Here is a 26169-nt window from a genome sequence, read left to right as displayed (position 1 = left end):
ATACCCGCTGCAGTATCTTTAAGGTAACTGCTGCCGGTATGCTTAATTTGTTTTAATGCCTTACAGCACGCCGGTCAGTGTACCGGATACATTCCAGAAACTCTGGCTGGTACCTTCCGGTTTTCCCTGCGGAATAGCCACCCGAATGGTATGCAGCCCCGGCGTAATATCCGGTAGGGAAATGATCACAGGCGCTGTGAGCGTACCCGGGCACCAGTTGGAACGGCTTAGGTCAGAAGAAGACAATCCGTTACCGAAATTACCCGATGCCGGATTGGATAAGCGGTAAGTAGCACAGTCGGTACGCCATGGAATAAAATGGTATACCCGTTTGCCATCAACAAAAATTTCATTCTGTTTAGGATTAAATTCATCTCCGCCGCCCCAGCCGCCATGGCCGGTAGTGATATAACGTAACTGTACCTGTTTTAACCCCTGCGGAATGTTCACCGTTACAGTCAGTGAGTCTTTGTCGAATAAGGTGGCATATTCCTGTCCGGCCATTTCCATCAGATTGGTGGTATTAAATGCCGGTAAAACCCAGTTAGGGGCTGCCCGCTGCTCGTCTTCCTCATCTCCCGGATAATATTTAAAGCGCAGGCTTACTTTATGGCCGCCTTTATCATAGTTGCCGATATATACGCCCAACCATACTTCGCCCTGCAGGCTGTGTTGCAGTTCAGAAATGTCCTGTTTGTATACCACGGAGTCTGCCCATTGGTAGCCTTGTATTTTTACCTGGTTGTTAAAGTGGTGTACGCCAAACGGGGTAAAGAAGCGCATGATTTCCAAAGTAGGCAGGTAGTTATCGGTAGCCACCATACCCTGGTATTTTTTACCGTTAGCAGCGGTAAAAGAAGGCAATGCCGCCACGCCTTGTTTCAGGCCATCCAGGAAAGAGGTGGCTTTACTGGTAGGAATCATGAATACAGAACCGGTTCTGTCGTAGGCATCTCCATTGGAGTACTGTACCAGTTCGGCAAAGAGGGTTGCTCCTTTTTTGACGGCCGGCAGTTTTACTTTTTTCAGGATCACGGTGCCTCCAGCATAGTGAAAGGTTTGCTGCAGGCTATCGGTAGCCGGATTGGGGGTATTGTTGCCCCAGCTGATCTGCTCTCCCGAAAATACCGGGAAGGTAGTATAGCGGCTGTCTATTACCTGCCGCATATAAGCGGCATCATCTACGTACTGCCCCATCTGTGCAGGCCACGACAATTCTGCCGGTGTGATTTTGCGATAGGTGATTTTACGGGCAATGGTTTCGCTGTTGCCGTTACGCACTATTTTGAGTACCAGCCCCAGGCCAGGTGCAATAGAGAGGTTAGGAGTCCCCTTTAACGCCAGGTCGTTGGTGTACCACACTTCAATGGTGTTGGAACGGATGAACAGTTTTGCTTTTTTACATACATATCCCAGTATGGTAGCCGTATCGGGAAGTAGTTCCGGTGTAGTATAGTCTGAGAATGCCTTTTTCAGCGTATAGGTTTCTCCGTTAGGAGCGGAGAGTACCTGATAGGTATTTTTTTCATCCAGCTGCAGGTACTGTTGTTCTTTGGCACGGGGCCCGCCGGGAAGGAGATGAGCGCGTTGATGGTCGATGACCATTTGCAGGCTGCTGCCGGGAATTTCTTTTCCGTTGCTGCTGAAACCATAGGTAATTATGGCTGCGCTGCTGTCGGTACCTTTCTTCTTTTGTGCCAGCACAGGTTGGCCAATCAGCGCCAAACCGGTAAGGCATGCTAATAATCCTTTCATTGTTGTATGTCCTATTTATCAAATAAAAAAGCACAGCCGGTTAGACTGTGCTTTTGTTTAACACTATCATTCACTCAACTATGGCTTATTCTGCTTCTGCCACTACTTCCTTCACTTCCGGGATCATACGCTTCATCATGCCTTCAATACCGGCTTTCAGCGTAATCATGGAAGAAGGGCAGCCTGAACAGGAACCTTGTAACATCAGTTTCACCACGCCGTCGTTGTAATCTTTGAACTGAATGGCGCCGCCATCCATTTCTACCGCGGGTTTCACATAATTTTCCAATAATTCCTTAATACGTTTTACCACGTCGCTGTCGTCTGCGCTCACTTCGTTGCTGGCAGCATCTTTCGTAACTACTACCTCATCTTCGTTGATAACAGGACGGCTGTCTTCCAGGTATTCTTTCAGGAAGGCTTTCACGGTAGGGATGATATCATTCCAGTCCGTTTCGCTTGTTTTGGTAAGCGTAATGAAGTTCGCCATAATAAAAACGCCCCTGATGAAAGGGAAGCTAAATAACTCTATGGCTAATGGAGATGGTTTCGCGCTGGCTTCATCCGGGAAATCAATACTCTTGCCGGGATACAGTAGTTTGTTGGCTACAAACTTCATCGTTTCCGGGTTGGGAGTCATTTCTGTATATATACTGATGATCGGATTTCCTGTTTTAATCATTTTATCCTAATTTACTTAAGCAAAGGTAGCACTTTCCGCGCAGAATTTCAGACGGCCTTTCTCAAATTCCCCATTGAATTTGACAATATTGTTATAGGCGGAAATGATAGGTGCTGCAGGCAGCGATCTCCCCACGATTCTCTAACTCCAGTTAAATTAAAATCGGTTGTCATGTTACTGAAAGAACTTTCTCCAAAAATCGAAAAAGCATTGAATGACCAGGTAGAAATGGAAGCAGCGTCTTCCCAATATTATCTTGCCATGGCTTCCTGGTCTGAAGTACAGGGCTACAACGGCATTGCCCAGTTCCTTTACCGCCACTCAGACGAAGAAAGGGCACATATGCTGAAATTACTTAAGTTTATCAATGAACGTGGCGGACATGGCCTGGTACCGGCATTGAAAGAACCTACCGTCAAGTTTAAGAACATCAATGCTATTTTTGAACATGTGTTCAGCCATGAACTGCTGGTTTCCAAAGAAATCAACAGCCTGGTGGACATGTGTCTCAATGAAAAAGACTATGCCACGCACAATTTCCTGCAGTGGTATGTAACCGAACAAATCGAAGAAGAACGCCTGGCCCGGTACATCCTCGATAAACTTAAGCTGATCGGAGAGGATAAAGGCGGCCTGTATATCTTCGACCGCGACCTGGCCACACTCGATGGCAACGACAGGCGCTCCCATTAAACATAATTTGCATTTATTTTTTACGTGTGGCTGATTACTTTTGTAAGAGATATGCAAACGACAAAAGTTTTAAAAGCACGCAAACGGATCGCCCTGATCGCACATGACCATAAGAAGGCTGAACTGATAGAGTGGGCCATCTATAACAAAACTGTGCTGAGCCGGCACGAACTATACGCCACCGGTACTACCGGCAAGTTGATAGAAGAAGCCCTGGACGTATCTGTCAGAAAACTGCTGAGCGGCCCACTGGGCGGCGACCAGCAGATTGGCGCCCTGGTAGCGGAGGGTTTATTGGATGTGATCATCTTCTTTTGGGACCCCATGGAAGCATTACCGCATGATCCGGATATTAAAGCCCTCCTCCGCCTGGGTGTTGTATGGAATATACCGGTAGCCTGCAATCGCGCTTCCGCCGACTTCCTGCTCACCTCTCCGCTGATGCACCAGGATTATGAAGTCATATTACCTGATTACACCCAGTACACCAACCGGAAGGTATAACCGCATAGCAGCATAAATTTGCTGCTTTTTGCTGCTGCAGCCGGGATGCATCAGGAATTTTCCGTACTTTAAAAAAAAGCTTCGGGAATGAGATGCGTATTACCCCTTCTGCTCACCAACATATTGGTTGCCTTATCCTTATTATCTCCGGCGCAGACAGACAGTGCTAAAGCCAGCCGCGACTCCGTCACCAATGCCCAGCTGGAAAGCACCACCCGCTTATTACGCGAAAGTGATTCCCTGCTGAAAGCAGATGCCGCCGCCAAACAATCACTGGAACAACAAATCCTGCTGCTGAAAAACGACAATGACCGGCGCAAGCAGGAGCTGGTAAAAAAACTAACAGCCATTGAGCAGGCCGACTCCCTGAAAAAGGCCGCCAACCGGCTTAAAATAAATCAGCTGAAAGCCGTACACTCCGGCATTCCGGTAGCACCGTTCGGCGACACCCTGTTCTTCGTATACAATAAGCTGGGCCCACTGCACCCGGGAGAACGTGCCCGGAATATCCACACCAAACTGGAACGGCTGGAAAATGATCCCTTTTTCGCCGCCGACTCCATCCTCGTTCTCCCCAATGAAAATAATGTGGACGTGGTGTATCAGGATATTATTCTCTTAACGGTAACGGACGATGACGGCTTATGGCTCGACCAGGATAAAGCCGTAGTGGCCAACGAATATGCGGCAGTGATCCGGAAAGCTGTCATACAGGCCAAAGATCAGAACAGCCTGCAGCACATCCTCATACGCATTGCATGGCTGCTACTTATCCTCTTGGTTTTCGGTGTTATTGTATACCTGATCAACCGGCTATTCCGCAAACTGCGGTTTAAGTTCATAAAAGAAAAAGATCACTATTTCAAAGGGGTGAAGGTAAAAGACTACGCCCTGCTCAATCAGCAAAAACAAATAGGGCTGGTCTACAGTGCATTACGTATTGCCCGCATCGTCATCATCCTCCTGGTTTTCTATATTACCCTGCCCTTTATTTTCAGCATCTTCCCCTGGACAAAAGGCATCGCGGATAAACTGATCGACTGGACGCTGACACCCATCAAAAGTATCTTATCGGGGCTGCTGCATTATCTCCCTAAATTACTCACCATTCTGGTGATCTATTTTATCACCCGTTATCTGGTAAAACTGGTGAATTACCTGGCTGGAGAAATAGCCTGTGGCAATCTCCCGATCAAAGGGTTTTACGCCGATTGGGCCTGGCCTACCGCCAGCGGTGTTAAATTCCTGCTTTACGCATTTATGTTTGTGGTCATCTTCCCCTACCTGCCCGGGTCTGATTCAAAAGTGTTCCAGGGCGTGTCTGTCTTCCTGGGCATCCTGTTTTCGCTGGGATCATCTACTGCCATTTCCAATGTAGTAGCCGGTTTTGTAATTACGTATATGCGTCCTTTCAAAATAGGGGATCAGGTAAAGATCGGAGAGATTACCGGAGAGGTAATCGAGAAAAACCTGCTGGTCACCAGATTACGGACTACTAAAAACGAAGAAATTACGGTACCCAATGCCAGTATCCTGAGCGGTCATACAATTAACTTTACCACCTCCAGCAAAGATCCGGGCCTCATCCTGCATACCGGTGTTACCATCGGTTATGATGTACCCTGGAAGCAGGTGCACGAATTACTTATCAAAGCTGCGATGGCCACAGATGGGATTATGAAAGATAAAGCCCCTTTTGTACTGCAGACCAGTCTGGATGATTTTTATGTAGCCTATGAACTCAACGCCTATACGGACCAGTCTCACGAAATGGCGGGCATTTACTCTTTACTTCACCAACAGATACAGGACCAGTTTAATGCCGCGGGCGTAGAAATCATGTCGCCACATTACCGCGCCCATCGGGATGGCGGAGCTACCACCACCCCGGCAGATTACCTGCCGGATAACTATCAGGCCCCTCCACTCCGGGTGAAGATAGAAAAAGCCCCCTGACAACATATCCACATAAGAATCACATAATTGTGTCGCAACAGACTTGCTTTTTGCTATTTTCGCATCTTACGGTTTAAAGTAAGGCAGATGTTGAAGCAATTAATAGCAGGCGTAATATTATGCACAATACTGGCGCAGCAGGCATGGGCCCAGCTGCCGCCCAAACGGGAGCTAAGAGCAGTATGGATAGCCACTGTAGAAAATATTGACTGGCCATCCCGGAGAGGACTCTCCACGGATCAGCAAAAACAGGAATTCATTGCCCTGCTGGATCAGCATCAGCGCAATGGCATGAATGCCATTATAGCACAGATCCGGCCGGTGACAGATGCTTTTTATCCGTCGCCCTATGAACCCTGGTCTGAATACCTCACCGGTGTACAGGGGCAGGCGCCCAATCCCTATTATGATCCGTTACAGTTCATGATAGAAGAAACGCATAAACGCGGGATGGAGTTCCATGCCTGGTTTAATCCATACCGGGCTGTATTCAACGTCAGCCGCAGCAGTGTGGCAGCCAATCATATCACCCGGCTGAAACCACAATGGTTTCTGACCTATGACAATAAAAAATATTTCGATCCGGGCGTACCGGAAGCACAGGAATATGTGACCATGGTTATCCGCGATGTGGTAAAACGCTACGACATCGATGCCGTACATTTTGACGATTACTTTTATCCCTACCGCGCACCAGGCAAAGAATTTCCGGATAACAGCTCTTACCGGCTGTATGGCAACAATATGATGAAGGACGACTGGCGCCGCGCCAACGTAGACGCCATTATCCTGATGCTCAGCAAAGCCATTAAGGCCGAAAAGCCCTGGGTGAAATTTGGTATCAGCCCCTTCGGCGTATGGCGCAACCGCGATAAAGACCCCGAAGGATCCTATACCCGTGGCGGCCAGACCAACTACGATGATTTATATGCCGATGTTGTAAAATGGCTAAAAAATGGCTGGATAGATTACGTAGCGCCGCAACTGTACTGGGAACGCGGACACCGCCTGGTAGATTACGAAATACTGCTCAACTGGTGGAGTCAACATGGTTATGGAAAACATGTATATATAGGACATGGTGTATATCGCATTGGCAGCAATGCCGCCTGGAAAAATCCGAATGAACTGCCGGCCCAGATAGAAGAAGCCCGCACCCTGAATACCGTACAGGGAAGTATGTTCTACAGCTCCAAATCATTCAGTGGCAACCCGTTGGGGATAGAAGACACCATGCGGAATCACCTGTACAAATATCCGGCACTGCGCCCTACCATGTCCTGGTTGCCCAACCTGACACCGGAGGCGCCGTATTTTATAGATGCCTTCGAACGGCCCGGCGGCCTGGAACTGCACTGGGCCGACAACGATACCAGCGGTCATACCAGACAATATGTATTATACCGTTTTGAACAACACGAAGCCATTAACGTCAGCGACCCAACGAAAATCATCGCCATACTGCCGCAGTCATCTGATCCGGAATTCAAAGACCCCGGTTATGTAAAAGGCCGCATGTATACCTACATCGTTACCGCACTCGATCGGCTCCAGCATGAAAGCCTCCAAGGCGATCCTTTACGGATGCAGGTAAGAGGAGGTAAAACGGAGTTTATCTTTGAACCATAATCTTTCTACTATAATAGTATAAGCCGGGATACCAATAGGTATCCCGTTTTTTTTCTCCCTGTCAGTCCTTCCCATTACTTTTTACCGCTCATTGGCCGGTTCCTCCGACAAAATACCGGCAAATGATCTTGTGGGATCCCTATGCCCCGGAAGATTCCGCTTCTACCATCCAGATCTTTCGGGATTTAAGCCCGGCGTAGCAGTCATTTTTTTATAAATTTAAACAAAACGTGATTTTTTTTATTTTTTTCTAAACTTTACCCACTTTACAAAAGTTTATATAAAAAATCCAGCATTCCTTTAGTATCTTTAAACCATTCCCGAATTATATCGTACACCATTCACCTGCGGCGAAAGTCATAGGGGAAAGTGTGCGCCAAAGCAAAAAATCTAAACCACATGGATGAAGTGAAGCAAACGCAAGGTTTATACCGTCCGGAATTTGAACATGATGCCTGCGGAACAGGATTTACAGCCCATATCAAAGGCCGTAAGTCCCACCATATTATTCGTGATGCCTTAACCATGCTGGAAAACATGGAACACCGCGGTGCCTGCGGCTGTGAACAGAACACAGGTGATGGCGCGGGAATACTGTTTCAGATGCCACATGAATTTTTGTACGATGAATGCCTGAAACTCGGCATTCGTTTACCCGAATTTGGTAAGTATGGAGTAGGCATGGTCTTCTTTCCGAAAGAACCTCGCTGGCGCGAAGAATGCCGCGAAATACTGCAACGCAGCGCCGAAAAACTGGGTCTCGAAATCATTGGCTACCGGAAAGTACCGGTACGTCCGGATGGTATCGGCGAATCTGCCCTCTCAGTAGAACCGGAAATTGAACAGATATTTATTGCCTGTCCTCATCATATCAACGATCCGGAAATCTTTGAGCGGAAGTTGTATGTACTCCGTAATTACGTTTCCAAAACCGTACGTAATACAGTGCCCAAAGAAAAGTCACTGTTTTACATTGCGTCGCTTTCCTATAAAACAATTGTATATAAAGGACAGCTTACCACCTACCAGGTACGCCACTATTATACAGACCTCAGCGATGAGAAAATGGTTTCTGCCTTTGCGCTGATCCACTCCCGGTTTGCGACCAATACTTTCCCCAGCTGGAAACTGGCGCACCCGTATCGTTACATTGCCCACAACGGTGAAATCAATACCCTGAAAGGCAACCTGAACTGGCTGCGTGCCGGCGAAAGAGACTTTGTATCCCGGTTTTTCACGGCAGAAGAAATGGAAATGCTGCTGCCCATCGTGGAAGAAGGACAATCCGATTCCGCCAGCCTGGACAATGTGATAGAACTCCTCACCATGACCGGCCGCTCCTTACCACATGTGATGATGATGCTGGTGCCGGAAGCATGGGATGGTAATGAAGATATGGGAGAAGAAAAGAAAGCATTCTACGAATACCACGCTTCTCTCATGGAGCCGTGGGACGGACCTGCTTCTATTTCCTTCACCGACGGAAAAATCATCGGCGCCACCCTGGACCGTAATGGACTGCGTCCCAGCCGTTTTGTGGTGACCAAAGACGATCGCGTAATTATGGCGTCAGAAGCCGGTGTATTACCGGTAGATCCTAAAAACATCAAAGAAAAAGGCCGCCTGCAACCCGGTAAAATGTTTATCGTAGACATGGACCAGGGCCGTATTATAGGCGATGAAGAGCTGAAACAACAAATCTGCTCCCAACAACCCTATAGCGAGTGGCTGAATAAATATAAAATCCGGCTGGAAGAGTTGCCCGAACCACGGGTTACATTCACCCACCTGGAACACGACCAGATCTTTAAATACCAGCGCGCCTTCGGTTACAGCACCGAAGACCTGGATACCATCATTGCCCCTATGGCATTGGATGGCAAAGAACCGGTAGGCTCTATGGGCACCGATGTACCGCTGGCGGTACTCAGCAATCAACCGCAGCACCTGTGTAATTACTTCAAACAATTGTTTGCCCAGGTGACCAATCCGCCGATTGACCCCATCCGGGAAAAACTGGTGATGTCGCTGGCTGCATTTGTGGGAAACAACGGTAACCTGCTGGATGAAGATCCGCTGCACTGCCACACCGTAGCGCTGCGGCACCCGATTCTCAACAACCACGAACTCGAAAAAATACGGAGTATCGACACCGGTATCTTCCAGGCAAAAACCCTGCATACCTACTTCAAAGCCGACGGTAAACCCGGCTCCCTGGAGAAAGGCCTGGCGCGCTTATGCCGCTATGCGGTAGATGCCGTAGAAGATGGATTTGAAGTGATCATCCTGTCAGACCGCGCCATCGACTCCGAACATGCGGCTATTCCTTCTATCCTGGCAGCATCTGCTGTGCATCACCACCTGATCCGCAAGGGTTATCGTGGCCAGGTGGGCCTGATTGTGGAAGCCGGCGATGTATGGGAAGTACATCACTTTGCCTGCCTCCTCGCATTCGGGGTAACCGCCATCAATCCTTACCTGGCACTCAGCACCATCCGGGATATGAAGCTGAACAACAAGCTCGATACCTCTCTCGATGTGGATAAACTGAAAAAGAACTACATCAAGGCGGTATGTGATGGCTTGCTGAAAGTATTCTCCAAAATGGGTATCTCTACCCTGCAATCCTATCAGGGAGCGCAGATATTTGAGATACTGGGTATCAACCAGCAGGTGGTGGATAAATACTTCACCGGCGCGGTTTCCCGTATCCAGGGCCTCGATACGGATGATATTGCCCGCGAAACACTGGCTAAACACTGGATGGGCTACGGCCGCAAAGAAACGCCGGTACAACGCCTCACAGAAGGAGGGGTGTATCAGTGGAAACGCAAAGGGGAATTCCATCTCTTTAATCCAACCACGATTCACTTGCTGCAATATGCCACTCGTTTAGGCGATTACAGCATCTTTAAAAAATATTCCAAAGCCGTCAACGAACAAAGTGAAAAGGCTTGTACCCTGCGTAGCATGTTTTCGTTTAAGCGTAACCGTGCGGCCATCTCCATCGATGAAGTGGAGCCGGCAGCCACTATCCTGAAACGATTTGCTACAGGTGCCATGAGCTTTGGCTCTATTTCCCATGAGGCACACTCCACCCTGGCAGTAGCCATGAACCGCATCGGTGCGAAAAGCAACACCGGTGAGGGCGGAGAAGATGAGCTGCGCTATGAAGAACTCCCCAACGGCGATTCTATGCGTTCTGCCATCAAACAGGTAGCCAGCGCCCGTTTCGGGGTAACCAGCTACTACCTCACCAATGCCGATGAACTGCAGATTAAAATGGCGCAGGGGGCAAAACCCGGCGAAGGCGGACAACTGCCCGGACATAAAGTAGACGATTGGATTGCCAAGGTAAGACACGCTACACCAGGTGTAGGACTGATCTCTCCGCCACCGCACCACGATATTTACTCTATCGAGGACCTGGCGCAGCTGATCTATGACCTGAAAAATGCCAACCGGGCGGCCAGAATCAGTGTAAAACTGGTATCCAAGGCCGGTGTAGGCACCATTGCTGCCGGCGTAGCCAAAGCACATGCCGATGTGGTACTGGTTTCCGGACACGATGGTGGTACCGGCGCCTCTCCGCTCAGCTCTGTTAAACATGCCGGTCTCCCGTGGGAGCTGGGACTCGCAGAGTCACACCAGACCCTGGTAAAAAATAAACTGCGCAGCAGGGTAGTACTGCAAACAGACGGACAGCTGAAAACCGGCCGTGACATTGCGATCGCTACGTTGCTGGGAGCAGAAGAATGGGGTGTTGCTACCGCAGCACTGGTGGTAGAAGGCTGTATCATGATGCGTAAATGCCACGTGAATACCTGTCCGGTGGGTGTAGCTACCCAGGATCCGGACCTGCGTAAACGCTTCAATGGCGATCCGCAGCACGTGGTAAACCTCTTCACCTATCTCGTGGAAGAACTCCGCGAAATCATGGCAGAACTGGGCTTCCGCACCATCAATGAAATGGTGGGACAGGTAGAATGCCTGCAACTGCGCGAGAATATTACCAACTGGAAAACCAAAAAACTGGACCTGTCGCCCATCCTGTATAAAGAAGCGGCTGCTGCTGAAACCGGGTTGTACAAACAGGAAGAGCAGGATCATGGTATCAGTGAAGTGATAGACTGGCAACTGCTGAAAGCCGCACAACCGGCACTGGAAAAGAAATCCAGGGTATTCCGGCAGTTTGCGGTAAAAAATACCGACCGTACGATCGGTACCATTCTTTCCAACGAAATCTCTAAGCTTTATAAAAGTGAAGGATTACCGGAAGATACCCTGCACTTCAAATTCCTGGGTTCCGCCGGACAAAGCTTCGGTGCCTTCACCACTAAAGGCCTTACACTGGAACTGGAAGGAGAAGCCAATGACTATTTCGGTAAAGGATTATCCGGCTCCAAACTGATCTTATATCCTCCGGTAGAAGCCGGGTTTAAGGCAGAAGAAAATATCATCGCCGGAAATGTTTGTCTGTATGGCGCTACTTCCGGAGATGCCTATATCCGGGGCAAAGCCGGCGAACGCTTCGGTGTCCGGAATTCCGGCGCTACCGTGGTAGTGGAAGGAGTAGGCGATCATGGATGTGAATACATGACCGGCGGAAAAGTAGTGATACTGGGAGAAACCGGCCGCAACTTCGGTGCTGGTATGAGTGGAGGTATTGCCTATGTATATGATGTAAAAGGCGCCTTCGCGAATCACTGCAACCGGGATATGATTGACCTCGATCCACTCACACAGGAAGACGTAACCATTCTGCAGGATCTGATTACTAAACATCACGCCTATACGAATAGTACGGTGGCGAAGTTTATCCTGAAAGACTGGGAAAATCAGTTACGTCATTTTGTGAAAGTATTCCCGAAAGAATACAAGGCTGTGTTGAAATCCGGTAAAGTACAGGGACAACAGGTAAGCCGCTAGACAACAAACAATCTATATTCATCATCAAAATATCCCTTGCAGGTAAGGGACTTGTGGAGGAAAATTATGGGTAAACCTACAGGATTCCTGGAATTTACACGCGAGTTGCCCGGGAAAGCAGATCCCCGGGAAAGGATAAACCATTACAACGAATTTGTTGCGCGTTTTCCGGAAAATAAACTGAATGAGCAGTCTGCCCGTTGTATGAATTGCGGGGTACCTTTTTGCCACAGCGGATGTCCGCTGGGTAACGTCATCCCCGAATTCAATGATGCGGTATACCACCAGGACTGGCAGAATGCCTATGATATCCTCACTGCTACCAATAACTTTCCGGAGTTTACCGGCCGTATCTGTCCGGCGCCCTGTGAAAGCGCCTGTGTACTGGGTATTAACCAGCCGCCGGTAGCTATTGAAGAAATAGAGAAACATATTATTGAAATAGCCTTCGACAAAGGACTGGCACAGGCTAAAATACCACGTGTACGCACCGGCAAAAAAGTAGCCGTTATCGGCTCTGGTCCGGCCGGACTGGCCGCAGCAGCCCAACTCAATTATGCCGGACATCAGGTGACGGTATTTGAGCGGGATGATCTGCCTGGCGGACTTTTACGCTACGGCATCCCCGATTTCAAACTGGAAAAATGGGTGATAGACCGTCGTATAAAACTGATGGAAGAAGAAGGCATCGTATTTCAGTGTAATGCCAACGTAGGCGTTAACGTTAGTATCAACGACTTATTGAGAGAATACCATGCACTGGTACTGGCCGGCGGCTCCACCATTCCCCGCGACCTGGGTATTCCGGGCCGCGAACTGAAAGGAGTGCATTATGCCATGGATTTTCTCAAACAACAGAATAAACGGGTAAGCGACATTGCCGTTACGGAAGAAGAGTTATGGGCTACCGGCAAAAATGTGGTTGTAATTGGCGGCGGCGATACCGGCTCCGATTGCGTAGGTACCAGCAACCGGCACGGTGCTGTCAGCGTTACACAGCTGGAGCTGTTGCCCAAACCGCCGGGAGAGCGCAGTACCTATATGCCATGGCCTACTTTCCCTATGATTCTCAAAACATCTTCCTCCCATGAGGAAGGGGCAGACCGCCAGTGGGCTATTGCTACCAAAGCCTTTATCGGCGACGACAATGGCCAGCTGAAAGCTTTACGCCTGGTGAATCTGCAATGGTCGCTCAGTGCAGATGGCAGACCTGCTCAGTTCACGGAAATACCCGGTTCTGAAAGAGATGTCCCTTGCGAACTGGCTTTATTAGCCATGGGCTTTATTCACCCGCAACATACCGGCCTGCTTGATCAGTTGGAAGTAGATAAAGATGAAAGAGGTAATGTAAAAGCGTCAGAAAAAGATTATCTTACTTCTATACCGAAAGTTTTTGCCGCGGGCGATATGCGTCGCGGACAATCACTGGTCGTATGGGCTATCAGCGAAGGACGGGAGTGTGCCAGAAAAGTGGATGAATTCCTGATGGGCAGCTCACAACTGGAAAGCAAAGACCACTCGCTGCAAGCGATGGCTTTATAAAATATTTACTAATCAAAACTTTTCTCATAAGCAGGTTTAGATTTTGTTGTAACCTTCAGCCGGGCCGGGTTTTTACCCGGCCTTTTATTTTTCTCTCCCGGTATCATATACCGTAAAAAGAATATCTTTTTTAGCCCCTTTCACATTTAAAGACAGAAATCCGATATCAGGAGAAACAAAGCCGCCATTCAGCTATTTCCTCCACTGTTCCTGTATCAAACCGGATACATTTGTTTTCTATGAAACATCTATGGTACATCGGCAGTTTTCTCTTACTGTTCTTCCCCGCATTGGCGCAGGAGGAGAGCGGAGTTAACCTGATTATCCATGCACAGAAATTTAAAAAAGGATTGTATAAATCCTTCGCGGAGTTTCAAAACAACAGCCCGTCTGCAGATGGCGACCTGGTGATAAAAACCCGTAGTAATGCCGCACAGATCTACCTGCTGGCCAACAGAAACGAACTGGTCCTCCGGGATGCCTATGGGCAGGAACATAAGGTGAAGAATTACTGGGGATATTGTGACGGACAAAACATTTATGTCCGGGACAACGGACTGAATAAAATCCAGGAGCTGGGCTTCTATTGCATATATGAACAGCATGGCGTGCAGCCCTCCCGCAGTTATATCAATCAGGCCGATATGACTATCAACAGTATGAATACACCCTATCGGCTGAAAAAGCTGATTAATATTCTTACCGGAGAAATACTGGAATTATCTGCCTATAACCTGAAAAAATATATACTGCCACAGGATCCGGAATTATTAAAGGAATTCCGGGCAGACAGACAAAGAAAAGATCAGGAAGCGTATTACATATACCGGTTTAATCAACGTAATAAACCACTTATCACAACGTCCGGCGGGTAGCTTCCTCACAAACCAACCTGATTATTTTATTGTAGACATGATGCCCCTGATAGTGGGACCGGTACCCTCATAAAAACTATGCGACAGTTCCTGGCTGTCACGTTGCTACCCTCATTTTTTATCGTTTTCTTCTCCCAATTTTATCTTAAAAAAGTGTGTCCGTTACCGTATTTAATGTATTCTTGCAGTAATAATCAATAACATGTACCCCTGGGTATGGATTTTGTTCTATGCCACAAACAAGTGCGCTAGTTAAGCCGTCATTGCGGCAAAGTAAACCTTAAACGTGTTATTGCGTTTATATTTCAGTAAATTACTATAGTAATAAATCATAGTGACAGAACCAGCAGAAACCGGAGAAAAACAGGGCCGCCCCTGGTGGCGTTGGCTTATATGGATATTTATTGCGGTGCTCCTTTTGCCCGTAATGGCCGTGCTGTTATTGCAGCTGAACGGTGTCCAGAATTATTTGAGAGAACAGGGAGAACAATACCTGCAACGAAAATTACATACCAAAGTACAGATCGGCTATCTGCGCGCCAGGGGATGGCAGTATCTCGAATTACGCAATGTATTCGTAGCAGATACTGCTAATAGTGCATTGTTTTATACAGGCTCCCTTAAAGTACACTACAATCTGTTGTCATTAATCAACAATGAACTGCGGATAGATAAACTGGAGTGGGATTCCCTGCTGGTGAATATTTACCGGTATAAGGGCGATTCTGCCTTCAATTACCAGTTTGCAGTAGATGCTTTTGTCAGCAAAAAAACAACGCCCGATACCCTGGCACCAGCTACCGGCACAACCATGCAGTTCCGGTTGAAAGATATTTCTCTGAACAACGTGAAAGTGAATTATGCAGATGTTCCCGGTGGTATGCATGCCGTACTTACCTGGAAAACCCTGCATGTTGATCCGGATGATCTCATCATCAACGATGGCATCTATGCTTTCCGGGGTATTCAGCTCAATGGGCTGAAAGGTTTCTTCCGGCAACAGTATATCCCGGCTGCCACTACAGGAGCAGCTCCGCCCCCGCCGGCAGATACCAATGCCACCGCCTTTCACCTGCTGTTGAAAAAATTACTGATTACCAACAGTACCTTCCTCTATGCCAGCGAAGGTAGTGGTATCAATACCTCCTGGAAAATCGGAGAACTAAAACTGCTCAATAGTAACCTGGACCAGGACTCTACCCGCATTCAGGTAGGAGAGCTGTCTATCCGCAACACTGCCGGCGCCTTTGCCATGGTGCCCGGAAAAGATACCACCCCGGCGCCACCGGATACCAGTTCGCCCAACACCTGGCAGGTATTTGCCACCCAGGTAAACCTGGAACGCCTCGGGCTCCGCTACGACAACGGCGGACCGGCTCCCAAAGCCGCCGGCCCCGACCCGGATTATAATCACCTGTTACTCACAGACTTCTCCGGCAAGATCACCAATATAAAATACCGCCCGGATAGTACCAGCGCAGAACTGAAATCACTCACGGCCCGCGACTGGTCAGGGTTTACGCTCCGGAAAGCCAATATGGACGTGTTGTTCACACCTCACTCCCTGGTACTTCGGAACTTCCTGTTGCAAACCAATAAGAGCACCCTGCGGAAACATATAGCCGTTACCGTACCTTCCTGGTCAGGTATTGCCGATCACCTGGATCAGCTGGGGTTAGATGCAAACCTCGACTCCGTACATATTGCACTCGGTGAATGGCTGCCTTTTGTTCCGGACGCCCGGAAAAACAAATCGTTTGCCCCGCTCTGGAAAAAAGAACTCTCCCTCACAGCCATCCTGAAAGGCACCCTGGGAGAACTGAATATCAAACAGCTATACCTTACCGATCACGAAGGCAACCTGATTAAAACAGAAAATGGACAGGTTACCCACGCAGCCAATCCGGACCTGCTCAACGCCAATCTGCCCAATCTGTATATCCAGTCCGGCAATAAGGCCCTGCGTTCCTGGCTGCCTGCCGGTACTTTACCTGATACTCCCCGGTTACCGGAGCACCTGCTCATTACCGGTCTTTTCAACGGGGGCATGAAAAGTATGATCACCCAGCTGCAGCTGAAAAGTGATTACGCCAATGCCTCCGTCAATGCACGGCTGGCCAATATCACCGATAGTATCCGCAGCACTTATGAAGTGAACGTACCTTATTTCCGGGTCCACCCGGGCATCATGCTATATGATACCACCTTCGGATGGATAGCCGGAAAACTGAATGCAGCAGGGCAGGGGTATACCCTTAAACAAATGCTGGCAAAAGCAGCCATACAGCTGAATGAAGCTACCTATAACGGCTATACGTACCATAATGTACAGGCAACAGCCGGTATCAATAAAGGAACTTTCCAGGCACAGGGCGAAAGCGCCGACAGCAATATTATCACCACCTTTGATATCAGCGGGCAACTGGGTGATACGGCCCTCCGTACCCTTAATCTGCAGCTGGCACTGGATAAAGCAGACCTTTATAACACGCACTGGTATAAAACACCGCTGACGCTGAAAGGCAACCTGTCCGCTAATTTCAACAGCCTGGACCCCACCCGGATAGAAGGAGATGCCTTCCTGAGCGGCTGGCAGATTATCACCGACAAGGATATCCTGAAACTGGACAGTACCTCATTGGTAGCCCAATACACGGATCAACAATACATTACATTAAAAAGTCCGCTCGGATTCATTAACGCCAACGGGCAGATTGATTACAGAAAAATAGGCGCCGCATTTTCCGGTATTATCAGCAAACCTATTATGCCGGCAGATTCCGGGCAGATCGTACACATCCCGGCCGGCCAATGGCTGCAATGGAATGGCTCCCTGATACTACCGCAAAGTCTCCAGCCACTATTGCCGGCGCTCCACATGGAAACGCCACTTGTAATGAATGGCCGCCTGAACAGCGACAGCAGTCTCCTGATCGTAAATGCGGGTATTCCTAAAATAAAATACGACTCCCTGCAGGTAGATAGTCTCCGGTTTACCGCCAGTATCCTGGATACATCCCTGCAAACAGATATATCACTGGCCCGGATGTTACATCCTACCTTCCCGCTCTACAATACCTGGCTGACAGCACATGCCAATACCGGGGTGGTAGACTTCAACCTGCTGCTCGATGATGCACAGAAAAAGGCCAAATACAAACTGGGCGGCATATTCACTTTCCTGCCGGAAAATGCCATGCAGTTATCGCTGAAGCCCGATCTGATGTTGAACAAACAACAGTGGGAGGTAGCAGCAAACAATATCCTGCGTATCAAAAACGGCGCTCCGGATACGGCTAATATCAAGCTGTCGCAAGGTGTACAGTCTATACAGCTGGCTACCCAAAACGATACTTCCGGTACCCCGCTGTTACAGGCCAACATCGCCAACTTCCAGCTGTCTACCATTACGGGCTTGCTGGCAACAGATACTTTACTGGCCAATGGCGTATTACATGCCGCCGCAACGGTCAGCAACTGGCAACGTTCCCCGCTGATCAATGGCAACGTGAAACTGGATAGCCTGGTGGTAAAAAACAAACCAATGGGCAACCTGCAGGCGACCCTGGAAAACAAACAGCCCAACCAATACCAGCTCAACGCAGTCCTGAATGGTAGCGGTAATGATGTGACAATAAACGGGGCATATGATAGTACCATCAATGCACAGGTCAACATCAACCGGTTGAATATGTCCGCCCTGGAACCTTTCACAATGGGTACCATCTCCCAGCTGAGAGGAAGTGCCAGCGGAAAATTTGAGATCACCGGCACCCCGGCCACAGCGGAAATACAGGGAAACCTGCACTTTAATGAAGCGGGTGGTATGGTGAACTTTATTGGTAGTACCCTTTACCTGCCGGATGAAGACATCGTGATCGATGAAAAAGGGATACAGTTCACCAACTTCGTTATCACCGACAGTCTGCGTAATGAACTGGTAGTAAATGGCCGTATCAATACCCCAGACCTGTCCACCTTTAACTTCAACCTGGATGTCAATGCCGATAATTTCATGGCACTCGGCAAACAGCAAAATCAGGATCAATGGGTATATGGCCCCGCTTTCATCGACAGTAAGGTGAAAATACGCGGCAACCTGGATCTGCCCAGGGTAGACGCCAATCTGAAATTAAGGGATAAGTCCAGCGTAACGGTGATGCTCCCACAGGAAGAACCAGGCCTCGCCGACCGTTCCGGCGTGGTAGAATTTGTGGATAAGTCCAATCCTGTGGATACCGCTTTACAGGCGAAACTGGATAGCCTCAAATACCAGAACCCCAAACTGAAAGGACTGATCTTCTCCGGTAATGTGGAAATCACACCGGAGTCTGTGATCAAGATCATTATCGATAAACAAAATGGCGACTTTGTACAGGCGAAAGGAGCAGCAAATATAAATGCAACCCTGGACCCCAGCAGTAAAATGAGCCTGACCGGCCGTTACGAGATTTCGGAAGGTAAATATGAGATGTCGCTGAATCAGCTGATCAAACGTTCCTTTGATATCGAAAAGGGTAGCTTCATTTCCTTTAATGGAGATGCCATGAGCGCCGACCTCGACATCACAGCCAAATACACAGTGAATGCACCGGCCTATGAACTGGTACAGGATCAGCTAAGCGGGAAGTCTACCGAAGACCGTAACCGCTACCGGCAACGCCTCCCATTCCAGGTATACCTGATGATTAAAGGTAGCCTGCTGAAACCCGACATCAGCTTCCGGTTGGACATGCCGGAGAAAGACCGCAATATGCTGGGAGGTACTGTTTACAATCGCCTCAAACAAATCAACCAGGTACCATCCGAACTGAACAAACAGGTGATGGGATTACTGGTATTAAATGCTTTCATTCCGGAAGATCCGATGAACACCCTCGATGGCGGTGGCGGCGTAGCCCAGGCAGCCAAAAACAGTGTGAGTAAGATCCTTTCCCAGCAATTGAACAACCTGGCAGGTAGCCTCATTAAAGGAGTAGACCTCAATTTCGACCTGCAGAATAAAGAAGACTATTCTTCCGGTACCGGAAAAGAAACCACCAACCTGAATATCGGCGCCTCCAAAAATCTCTTCAATGATCGTTTAACCGTTTCCGTTGGTTCCAATATCATGCTGCAAGGCAATCAGCAAAACGCCAGCTCACTGATCGGGGATATTTCGGTAGAGTATAAACTCACCCGGGACGGACGCTATCGGGTACGGGTATACCAACGTAACGACAACCAGTCTGTAATCGAAGGACAGGTGGTAGAAACTGGGGTAGCCTTTATGCTGGTAATGGATTATGACGAATTCAGGGAAATCCTCAGACGCGCCGGAAAAGATAAGGTGGCAGAGAAACTGCGCGATAGCAAAAATAAAAAACAGGATAAAAAAGACGATAAAAACACGACTACTCAGGATGCGGACAAGAAATAGTCATATCATTGTTGCTCACGTAATTGTTTGCCTGGCCATGCTGGTGATCAGCGCCTGCAGCACTACCAGAACAGTGCCTGCCGGCGATCGCCTGTATACCGGCAGCTCCATTAAGTGGGAAAATGATAGTACTTCAAAAAAGAAAAGTAGCAAGCCCAAAGACTATAGCACCCTGAATGATGGGCTGAATAAAAAAATAAGGCCCAACACCAACAGGAAATTCCTGGGTATGCCCTTTAAATTATGGCTATATAATTTAGGCAAGGAACCTAAAGGAAAGGGCCTGAATTATTTACTCCGCAAAAAATGGGGCGAAGCCCCGGTACTGCTTAGTCAGGTTAAGTCCGATTATACTTCCAAAGTATTACAGGGCTACCTGGTAGATAACGGTTACTTCGAAGCAGCCGTGTCTTCTCAGGTTAAAAACATCGGCAAGAAAAAGGCGGAAATAAAATATACCGTCGCACCGCATCACCGGTATACCATCAAAAGCGTTACCTATCTGACGGATAGCAGCGCCATTGGCAGAACCGTCAATAAAAGCAGGCCCGGCAGCGTACTGATAGAAGGGAAACCTTATTCCCTGGATATGATCAAGGCTGAACGGGAACGTATACACGCTGATCTGAAAGAACAGGGCTATTATTATTTTACACCCGATTATCTGCTCGTACAGGTAGATAGTACCAATAACGGCACCGTAGACCTGTTTGTTAAAATAAAGGACAATACGCCCATGCTGGCGTTGCGGCCATACCGGATGCATGATATTACCCTGTACCCGGACTACTCCCTGGAAAATGATTCCGCTTCCACCATGGGTACCCCTTTATTCTATAAAGGCAATTATATTGTGGATTCTGCCAAACGGTTTAAGCCCATTGTATTTGAGCGATCTGTATTCCTTCGGCCAGATAGCTTATACCGGTTAAGTTCCCATAATATTACCCTCCAAAGGCTGATCAACCTGGGTACCTTCAAATTTGTAAAAGGACAGTTCCGGCCCATCCGCGATACCTCACAGCATAATATTGTAGGAGGTAGTCCCAATGTAACAGTCATCAGAGATACGGCTTCCCGTCCGCGAAAAGACTCCGCTGCCAGACGCGATGCCTTACAATCCGTTACATACCGGTCTATGGTCAATAACCGGGTGGCATTGGATAGTGGCTGGCTGGATGCAAAGTTTTACCTGACGCCCTATAAAAGACGTTCTCTCCAGGCTGAGTTGCGGGGTACCTCCAAGTCCAATGGATTTATAGGCTCCCAGGTAAAACTCACCGCCAAAAACAGAAACTGGCTGCACTCGGCAAACCTGTTGGAAATATCCTTGTCTGGCGGGATGGAATGGCAAACCGGCAACAGAAGCGCCGGTGGATCCAATTCCTATGCGGTAGGAGCAGAAGTAGCTGTTACGGTACCTCGTTTCCTGACACCTATAAAGGGGATTAATATCCGTACACCTTATGTGCCTCGTACACGTATCAGTGCCGGATACGAATTATATAGCCGCGCAAATCTGTATAACCTGAACGCATACACGCTGCAGCTGCAATATATGTGGCAGCGTACCGCATTCCTGAGTCATACTTTTGCCCCCATCGCGGTCACCTATGTATTGCCGACCAAAACAACGGCGGCGTACGACAGCATCCTGAAAAATGATCCCAGCCAGCGGGCTGCCATTGAGAAACAATTCATCATGGGAGGCAATTATACGATCACGTATAATAATCAATCCGCTAACCGTATTCATAGCTTCTATCTGAGTGGCAACCTGGATGTTTCCGGTAACCTTGCCGGATTACTCATCAAAAAAGGAGATTCTACCAAAAACATCCTGAAAAATCCTTTTGCCCAATATGAAAGACTGACACTGGAAGCACGCCACTACTGGGCGCTTGGGAAAGGAAAACAATGGATTAACCGCCTGATATTAGGATATGGTTTGCCTTATGGCAACTCTTCCACACTGCCTTTCGTGAAACAGTTCTTTACGGGTGGTAGCAGTAGTATCCGTTCCTTCCGGGCACGTACATTAGGGCCGGGTTCTTATCATAATCCGAGAGTAGATTCTTCTGCTTTGCTGGCCAACGAAGCAGGGGATATTAAATTGGAATTCAACTCTGAGGTACGTATACACGTAGCCAGCGTATTTAATGTAGCTGCCTTTGTGGATGCCGGTAATATCTGGTTGCAGAAACAAGTACCCGACAAACCCGGCAGCCAGTTTAAGTTTGATACCTTCTATAAGGAAATTGCTGTAGGCGCCGGTGTAGGTGTGCGTATAGATGCTTCTATAGTAGTTGTACGTTTTGATATGGCCATGCCTTTACGTATTCCTTATTTACCGGAGAATGAACGCTGGGTAATCAATAAAATAAATTTCGGTGACCCGGAATGGCGTAAAAAGAACCTGATACTCAATATCGCCATCGGCTATCCGTTCTAGCATCGGATATTAAAAATAGCAAGGGGAGATATGTACTGCACCAGCCGTATATATCTCCCCTTGTTGATGATAGCAGTTCTTACAACACCTCTTTCAAGTGTTTGTAGTTGGACTTCACCGCGTCAAATACATCTTCATATCTGCCGCTTAAAATCAGTTTGCCCATCCATAACGCAAACCCTTTCATTTGTGCAAATTCTATCTTGGGCGGCATCGCCAAAGCTTCCGGATTGGTGAAAACATTCACCAGTACCGGGCCGGCTGTTTTAATGGCTTCGCTTAAAACGTTCTCCACTTCCTCCGGCTGACGGATCGTAAAACTCTTGAATCCCATCGCTGCCGCCACTGCCGCAAAATCAGGATTTTCCATATCGGTTTGCCAGTCCGGAATTCCGGCCACTTCCATTTCCAGTTTTACCATACCCAGTGCACGGTTATTAAACACAATTATTTTAACCGGCAGCTGGTATTGTTTGATGGTCATCAGGTCTCCCAGCATCATGGTAAGTCCGCCATCGCCACAAAGGGCAAATATTTCCCGGCCGGGCTGCGCCAGCGCAGCACCTATTGCCTGTGGCATCGCATTCGCCATGGAGCCATGATTAAAAGATCCCAGCAGGGTGCGTCTGCCGGTAGCTTCCAGGTAGCGGGCAGTCCATACATTCGTCATGCCCGTATCCACAGTAAAAATTGCATCCTGGGCAGCCAGCCGGTTGAGCGTAGCAGCAACAAACTCAGGACTGATGGCATTTTCTTTTCCCTGGTCTGTTACGTAGGTCTGTAACCGTTGTTTCACTTCTCCGTAAAACGATAGCATCGCATCCAGGAAAGAACGGTCTGTTTTTTCTTGTAACAGGGGTAATAAAGCATTGAGGGTATCCGCAATATCGCCGCATAATCCCAGTTCAAGGGCCGCCCTGCGTCCCAGCCGCTCCGGCTGAATATCTACCTGTATAATTTTTGCCTTTTCCGGCATAAAAGGCGTGTAGGGAAAATCTGTTCCCAGCAGCAATACCACATCCGCTTCATGCATGCTTTTATAGGCCGATGCCAGGCCCAGTAATCCGGTCATGCCTACTTCATAGGGATTATTATGCTGAATCCCCATTTTTGCCCGGAAAGAATAGGCCACCGGCGCCTTTAACAGCAAAGCCAGGGCTACTACTTCATCATGTGCGTCCACGGCTCCTAGTCCGCAATAAATAGCAACTTTATCTGCTTCTTTCAACAGGCCGGCCAGTTGCTTCAACTCTGCCGGCGAAGGGCATATAACAGGGCGGGGATGATATACTTTGGTGGACGTCGTAATTTCCTTTGCATCTGCCGCCGCCACATCTCCCGGCAATCCCAATACTGCCACCCCATGTTTGTGTATTGCGTGCTGCAGGCCGGCCTGCAACATGCGGGGTACTTGTTCTGCAGTGGTAGCCAGCTGGTTATAACAGCTGCAATCATCAAACAATTTAATGGTATTCGTTTCCTGGAAATAACCACTGCCAAATTCGTTGGTGGCACAGGTAGAAGCAATCGCTATCACCGATGCACCAGAACGGTGTGCGTCATACAAACCGTTGATCAGGTGTACATGTCCGGGGCCACTGCTGCCTGCACAACAAGCCAGTCCGTTCAGCTGTGCCTCTGCACCGGCCGCATAGGCGCCGGTTTCTTCATGCCGTACATGTATCCATTGAATACGTCCATCCCGCCTGACAGCATCATTCACATGATTCAGACTATCGCCGGTAACGGCATAAATACGTTTAATGCCTGCTTCCGCCAGCATATTTACTAATTGATCTGCTACCAGTGTTCCCATAGAATTATTTTTTGAATGTTGAGCAACTTATAAAAACACCCCTGCACCTACATTGTTCAGGTACTTGACATCGCAACGCCGGTGTAAAAATTAATTAGCAATCGCTGCAGCATACCTGTAAATTTGTATCTCTGTTGATAAAATATGCGCGTATGAGAATTTCAAAAACCACACTGCCAGACAGCTCCCTCCTGAAACAAGCCGGCCAGAGAATAGATTATCAGGATGGTTTTTCTACTATCATTACTGCCACTCCTCCGGTAACCATCGAACAAACAGGTAACGCTTTTTTCTCTTATTCACCCCGGTGGGTAAATGGTATGATGACCGTACGGGACAAACTGGTGGGTTTATTCGGATTAAAAACAACCGGCAATGGCCCCCGGCAAATTACCATCACACCAGGAGCGCAGGCTGGTGTTTTTAAAATAATGGATAAAACCGAACAGGAACTGATCATCGGGCAGGATGATAAACACCTCGATTTCCGGGTGTCTTTATTGCTGCAGCAGCAAACACCAGCAGCGCAACAGCTAACCTGTACCACGGTTGTATATTATCACAACATATGGGGCCGGATTTATTTCATCTTTGTAAAACCATTTCATCGCCTGATTGTGCCAGCAATGTTGAAAAACATACAACAACATCTTCATGGCTGAAACGATCGGAAATTTGGCTTATTTTTATGCTATTGCCTAAACAATAGCAACATGAAAACTATCCCTGCAAACGTGCAACGCACTTCCCTGTTTATTTTTACAACCGCGCTGTTGTTTTGCACGACTGCCTGCAGTCGTAAAATCACACAAACGGGCAAGGCATCCTATTATGCCGATTCTTTTGATGGCCGGCGTACCGCCAGTGGCGAAGTATTCCGCCAGAATCATCTGACCGCCGCACATAAATCATTGCCTTTTGGTACCAAAGTTACTGTCATCAATGTTTCCAACGGAAAAAGTGTCAAGGTGCGGATAACAGACCGTGGCCCTTTTGCAGCCGGCAGAATCATTGATTTGTCCCGTAAGGCAGCTGCCAGAATTGGTATGATAAACACCGGAGTCGCCAATGTGGAAATAAAATATAAAAAGAAAAAATAAGTATAAGAGACGGCATGAAACCGTCTCTTATATAGTTTGTTTAGTTCGTTGCGTGTACACCTTCCGCTATTTCTTCCACTATCTTTTTACAGAATGCCGGCAGATCTCCGGGATTACGACTGGTTACCAAACCGTTGTCGGTAACTACCGCTTCATTTACCCAGGTCGCGCCTGCATTTTCCAGGTCTGTTTTCAGTGATGGATAGGAGGTTACTTTCCGTCCTTTCAATTCACCGGTTTCTATTAATGTCCATGGACCATGACAGATCGCTGCAATAGGCTTTCCCGTTTCAAAAAAATGATGAACAAAACGGACCACTATTTCATCCGTACGTAAATAATCCGGATTCATCACACCTCCCGGCAACACTAATGCATCATACTCCGCGGCGGCCGCATGATGAATATTTTTATCTATCTGATAATCTTTTCCCCAGTTTTTTTCTGCCCAGGCACGTACCGCATTTTTTTCCGGAGAGATGATCTCCACTGTTGCCCCGGCTTCTTTTAAAGCCTGCAAAGGAGCAGTAAGCTCTACTTCCTCAAAACCATTGGCCACTACTATGGCTACCTTCTTGTCTTTCAACTGATTTTTCATAAGATGATCATTTATATGGTTAAAAATATCCCGAAACAAACACAGCTGGTTTCGGTGGATGCTTGTTGATGGTAGTAGGTGCACAAAAACAATTCCCATAACATAAAAACAGCTAACAATAGCCATGGCAGATACTATCAGGAAATAAGGCCTGTAAATAAAATTGCCCACACCGGGGATGTTTGTTGAAAAATGATTTTCATTCCATTGTAATTTTTT

At 48.0% G+C, this 26169-nt stretch carries 15 protein-coding genes; 11 read left to right on the top strand and 4 right to left on the bottom strand.

Annotated elements, in window-relative coordinates:
- Positions 1 to 60: 60 nt before the first annotated feature.
- Entirely contained in the window at positions 61 to 1755 is a 1695-nt protein-coding gene (locus OL444_RS03170) for a PNGase F N-terminal domain-containing protein (protein ID WP_264734686.1), read from the bottom strand.
- An 85-nt stretch (positions 1756 to 1840) separates the two neighbouring features.
- Entirely contained in the window at positions 1841 to 2437 is a 597-nt protein-coding gene (locus OL444_RS03165) for a NifU family protein (protein WP_264734687.1), read from the bottom strand.
- Positions 2438 to 2608: 171 nt separating this feature from the next.
- Here OL444_RS03165 and OL444_RS03160 point away from each other — a divergent pair, with 171 nt between their 5' ends.
- The 9 genes from OL444_RS03160 to tamL all read left to right on the top strand — a co-directional run bounded on the left by OL444_RS03160 (position 2609) and on the right by tamL (position 22436).
- Positions 2609 to 3130 carry a ferritin gene (locus OL444_RS03160; RefSeq protein WP_264734688.1) on the top strand — a complete coding sequence of 174 codons (522 nt, stop codon included), beginning with the start codon at positions 2609 to 2611 and terminating at the stop codon, positions 3128 to 3130.
- 51 nt (positions 3131 to 3181) lie between these two features.
- Positions 3182 to 3634 (top strand): methylglyoxal synthase, encoded by a 453-nt coding sequence (locus tag OL444_RS03155; RefSeq protein ID WP_264734689.1) that lies wholly within the window; start codon positions 3182 to 3184, stop codon positions 3632 to 3634.
- A gap of 87 nt (positions 3635 to 3721) precedes the next feature.
- Positions 3722 to 5590: a mechanosensitive ion channel family protein gene (locus OL444_RS03150; RefSeq protein ID WP_264734690.1), complete on the top strand. Its 1869-nt coding sequence runs from the start codon at positions 3722 to 3724 to the stop codon at positions 5588 to 5590.
- An 87-nt stretch (positions 5591 to 5677) separates the two neighbouring features.
- Positions 5678 to 7219: a family 10 glycosylhydrolase gene (locus OL444_RS03145; protein ID WP_264734691.1), complete on the top strand. Its 1542-nt coding sequence runs from the start codon at positions 5678 to 5680 to the stop codon at positions 7217 to 7219.
- Between the two features lie 399 nt (positions 7220 to 7618).
- Complete coding sequence (gene gltB / locus OL444_RS03140) at positions 7619 to 12148, top strand: glutamate synthase large subunit (protein ID WP_264734692.1); 4530 nt, start codon at positions 7619 to 7621, stop codon at positions 12146 to 12148.
- A 66-nt stretch (positions 12149 to 12214) separates the two neighbouring features.
- Positions 12215 to 13690 (top strand): glutamate synthase subunit beta, encoded by a 1476-nt coding sequence (locus OL444_RS03135; protein WP_264734693.1) that lies wholly within the window; start codon positions 12215 to 12217, stop codon positions 13688 to 13690.
- 239 nt (positions 13691 to 13929) lie between these two features.
- The gene (locus tag OL444_RS03130) at positions 13930 to 14565 is read left to right on the top strand and encodes a DUF6563 family protein (protein ID WP_264734694.1); all 636 of its coding nucleotides are present in this window, start codon (positions 13930 to 13932) and stop codon (positions 14563 to 14565) included.
- A 334-nt stretch (positions 14566 to 14899) separates the two neighbouring features.
- A complete protein-coding gene (locus tag OL444_RS03125) occupies positions 14900 to 19984 on the top strand; it encodes a translocation/assembly module TamB domain-containing protein (RefSeq protein WP_264734695.1) in 5085 nt (1694 codons plus the stop codon).
- Positions 19968 to 22436, top strand: a complete 2469-nt coding sequence (gene tamL / locus OL444_RS03120; RefSeq protein WP_264734696.1) for a translocation and assembly module lipoprotein TamL — start codon at positions 19968 to 19970, stop codon at positions 22434 to 22436. The genes OL444_RS03125 and tamL overlap by 17 nt, the downstream gene beginning before the upstream one ends.
- Before the next feature lie 79 nt (positions 22437 to 22515).
- Here tamL and OL444_RS03115 read toward each other — a convergent pair whose 3' ends face one another.
- Entirely contained in the window at positions 22516 to 24252 is a 1737-nt protein-coding gene (locus tag OL444_RS03115; RefSeq protein WP_264734697.1) for a thiamine pyrophosphate-dependent enzyme, read from the bottom strand.
- Between the two features lie 152 nt (positions 24253 to 24404).
- On the opposite strand from OL444_RS03115, the gene OL444_RS03110 reads away from it, so the two are divergent.
- Positions 24405 to 24914 carry a DUF2867 domain-containing protein gene (locus OL444_RS03110; RefSeq protein WP_264734698.1) on the top strand — a complete coding sequence of 170 codons (510 nt, stop codon included), beginning with the start codon at positions 24405 to 24407 and terminating at the stop codon, positions 24912 to 24914.
- 51 nt (positions 24915 to 24965) lie between these two features.
- The gene (locus OL444_RS03105) at positions 24966 to 25352 is read left to right on the top strand and encodes a septal ring lytic transglycosylase RlpA family protein (protein WP_264734699.1); all 387 of its coding nucleotides are present in this window, start codon (positions 24966 to 24968) and stop codon (positions 25350 to 25352) included.
- Between the two features lie 40 nt (positions 25353 to 25392).
- On the opposite strand, the gene OL444_RS03100 is transcribed toward OL444_RS03105, so the two are convergent.
- Entirely contained in the window at positions 25393 to 25950 is a 558-nt protein-coding gene (locus OL444_RS03100) for a type 1 glutamine amidotransferase domain-containing protein (RefSeq protein ID WP_264734700.1), read from the bottom strand.
- Positions 25951 to 26169 lie beyond the last annotated feature (219 nt).

It is taken from the genome of Chitinophaga nivalis, assembly GCF_025989125.1.
Taxonomy (GTDB): domain Bacteria; phylum Bacteroidota; class Bacteroidia; order Chitinophagales; family Chitinophagaceae; genus Chitinophaga; species Chitinophaga nivalis.
This window is presented reverse-complemented; position numbering and strand designations above follow the sequence as displayed.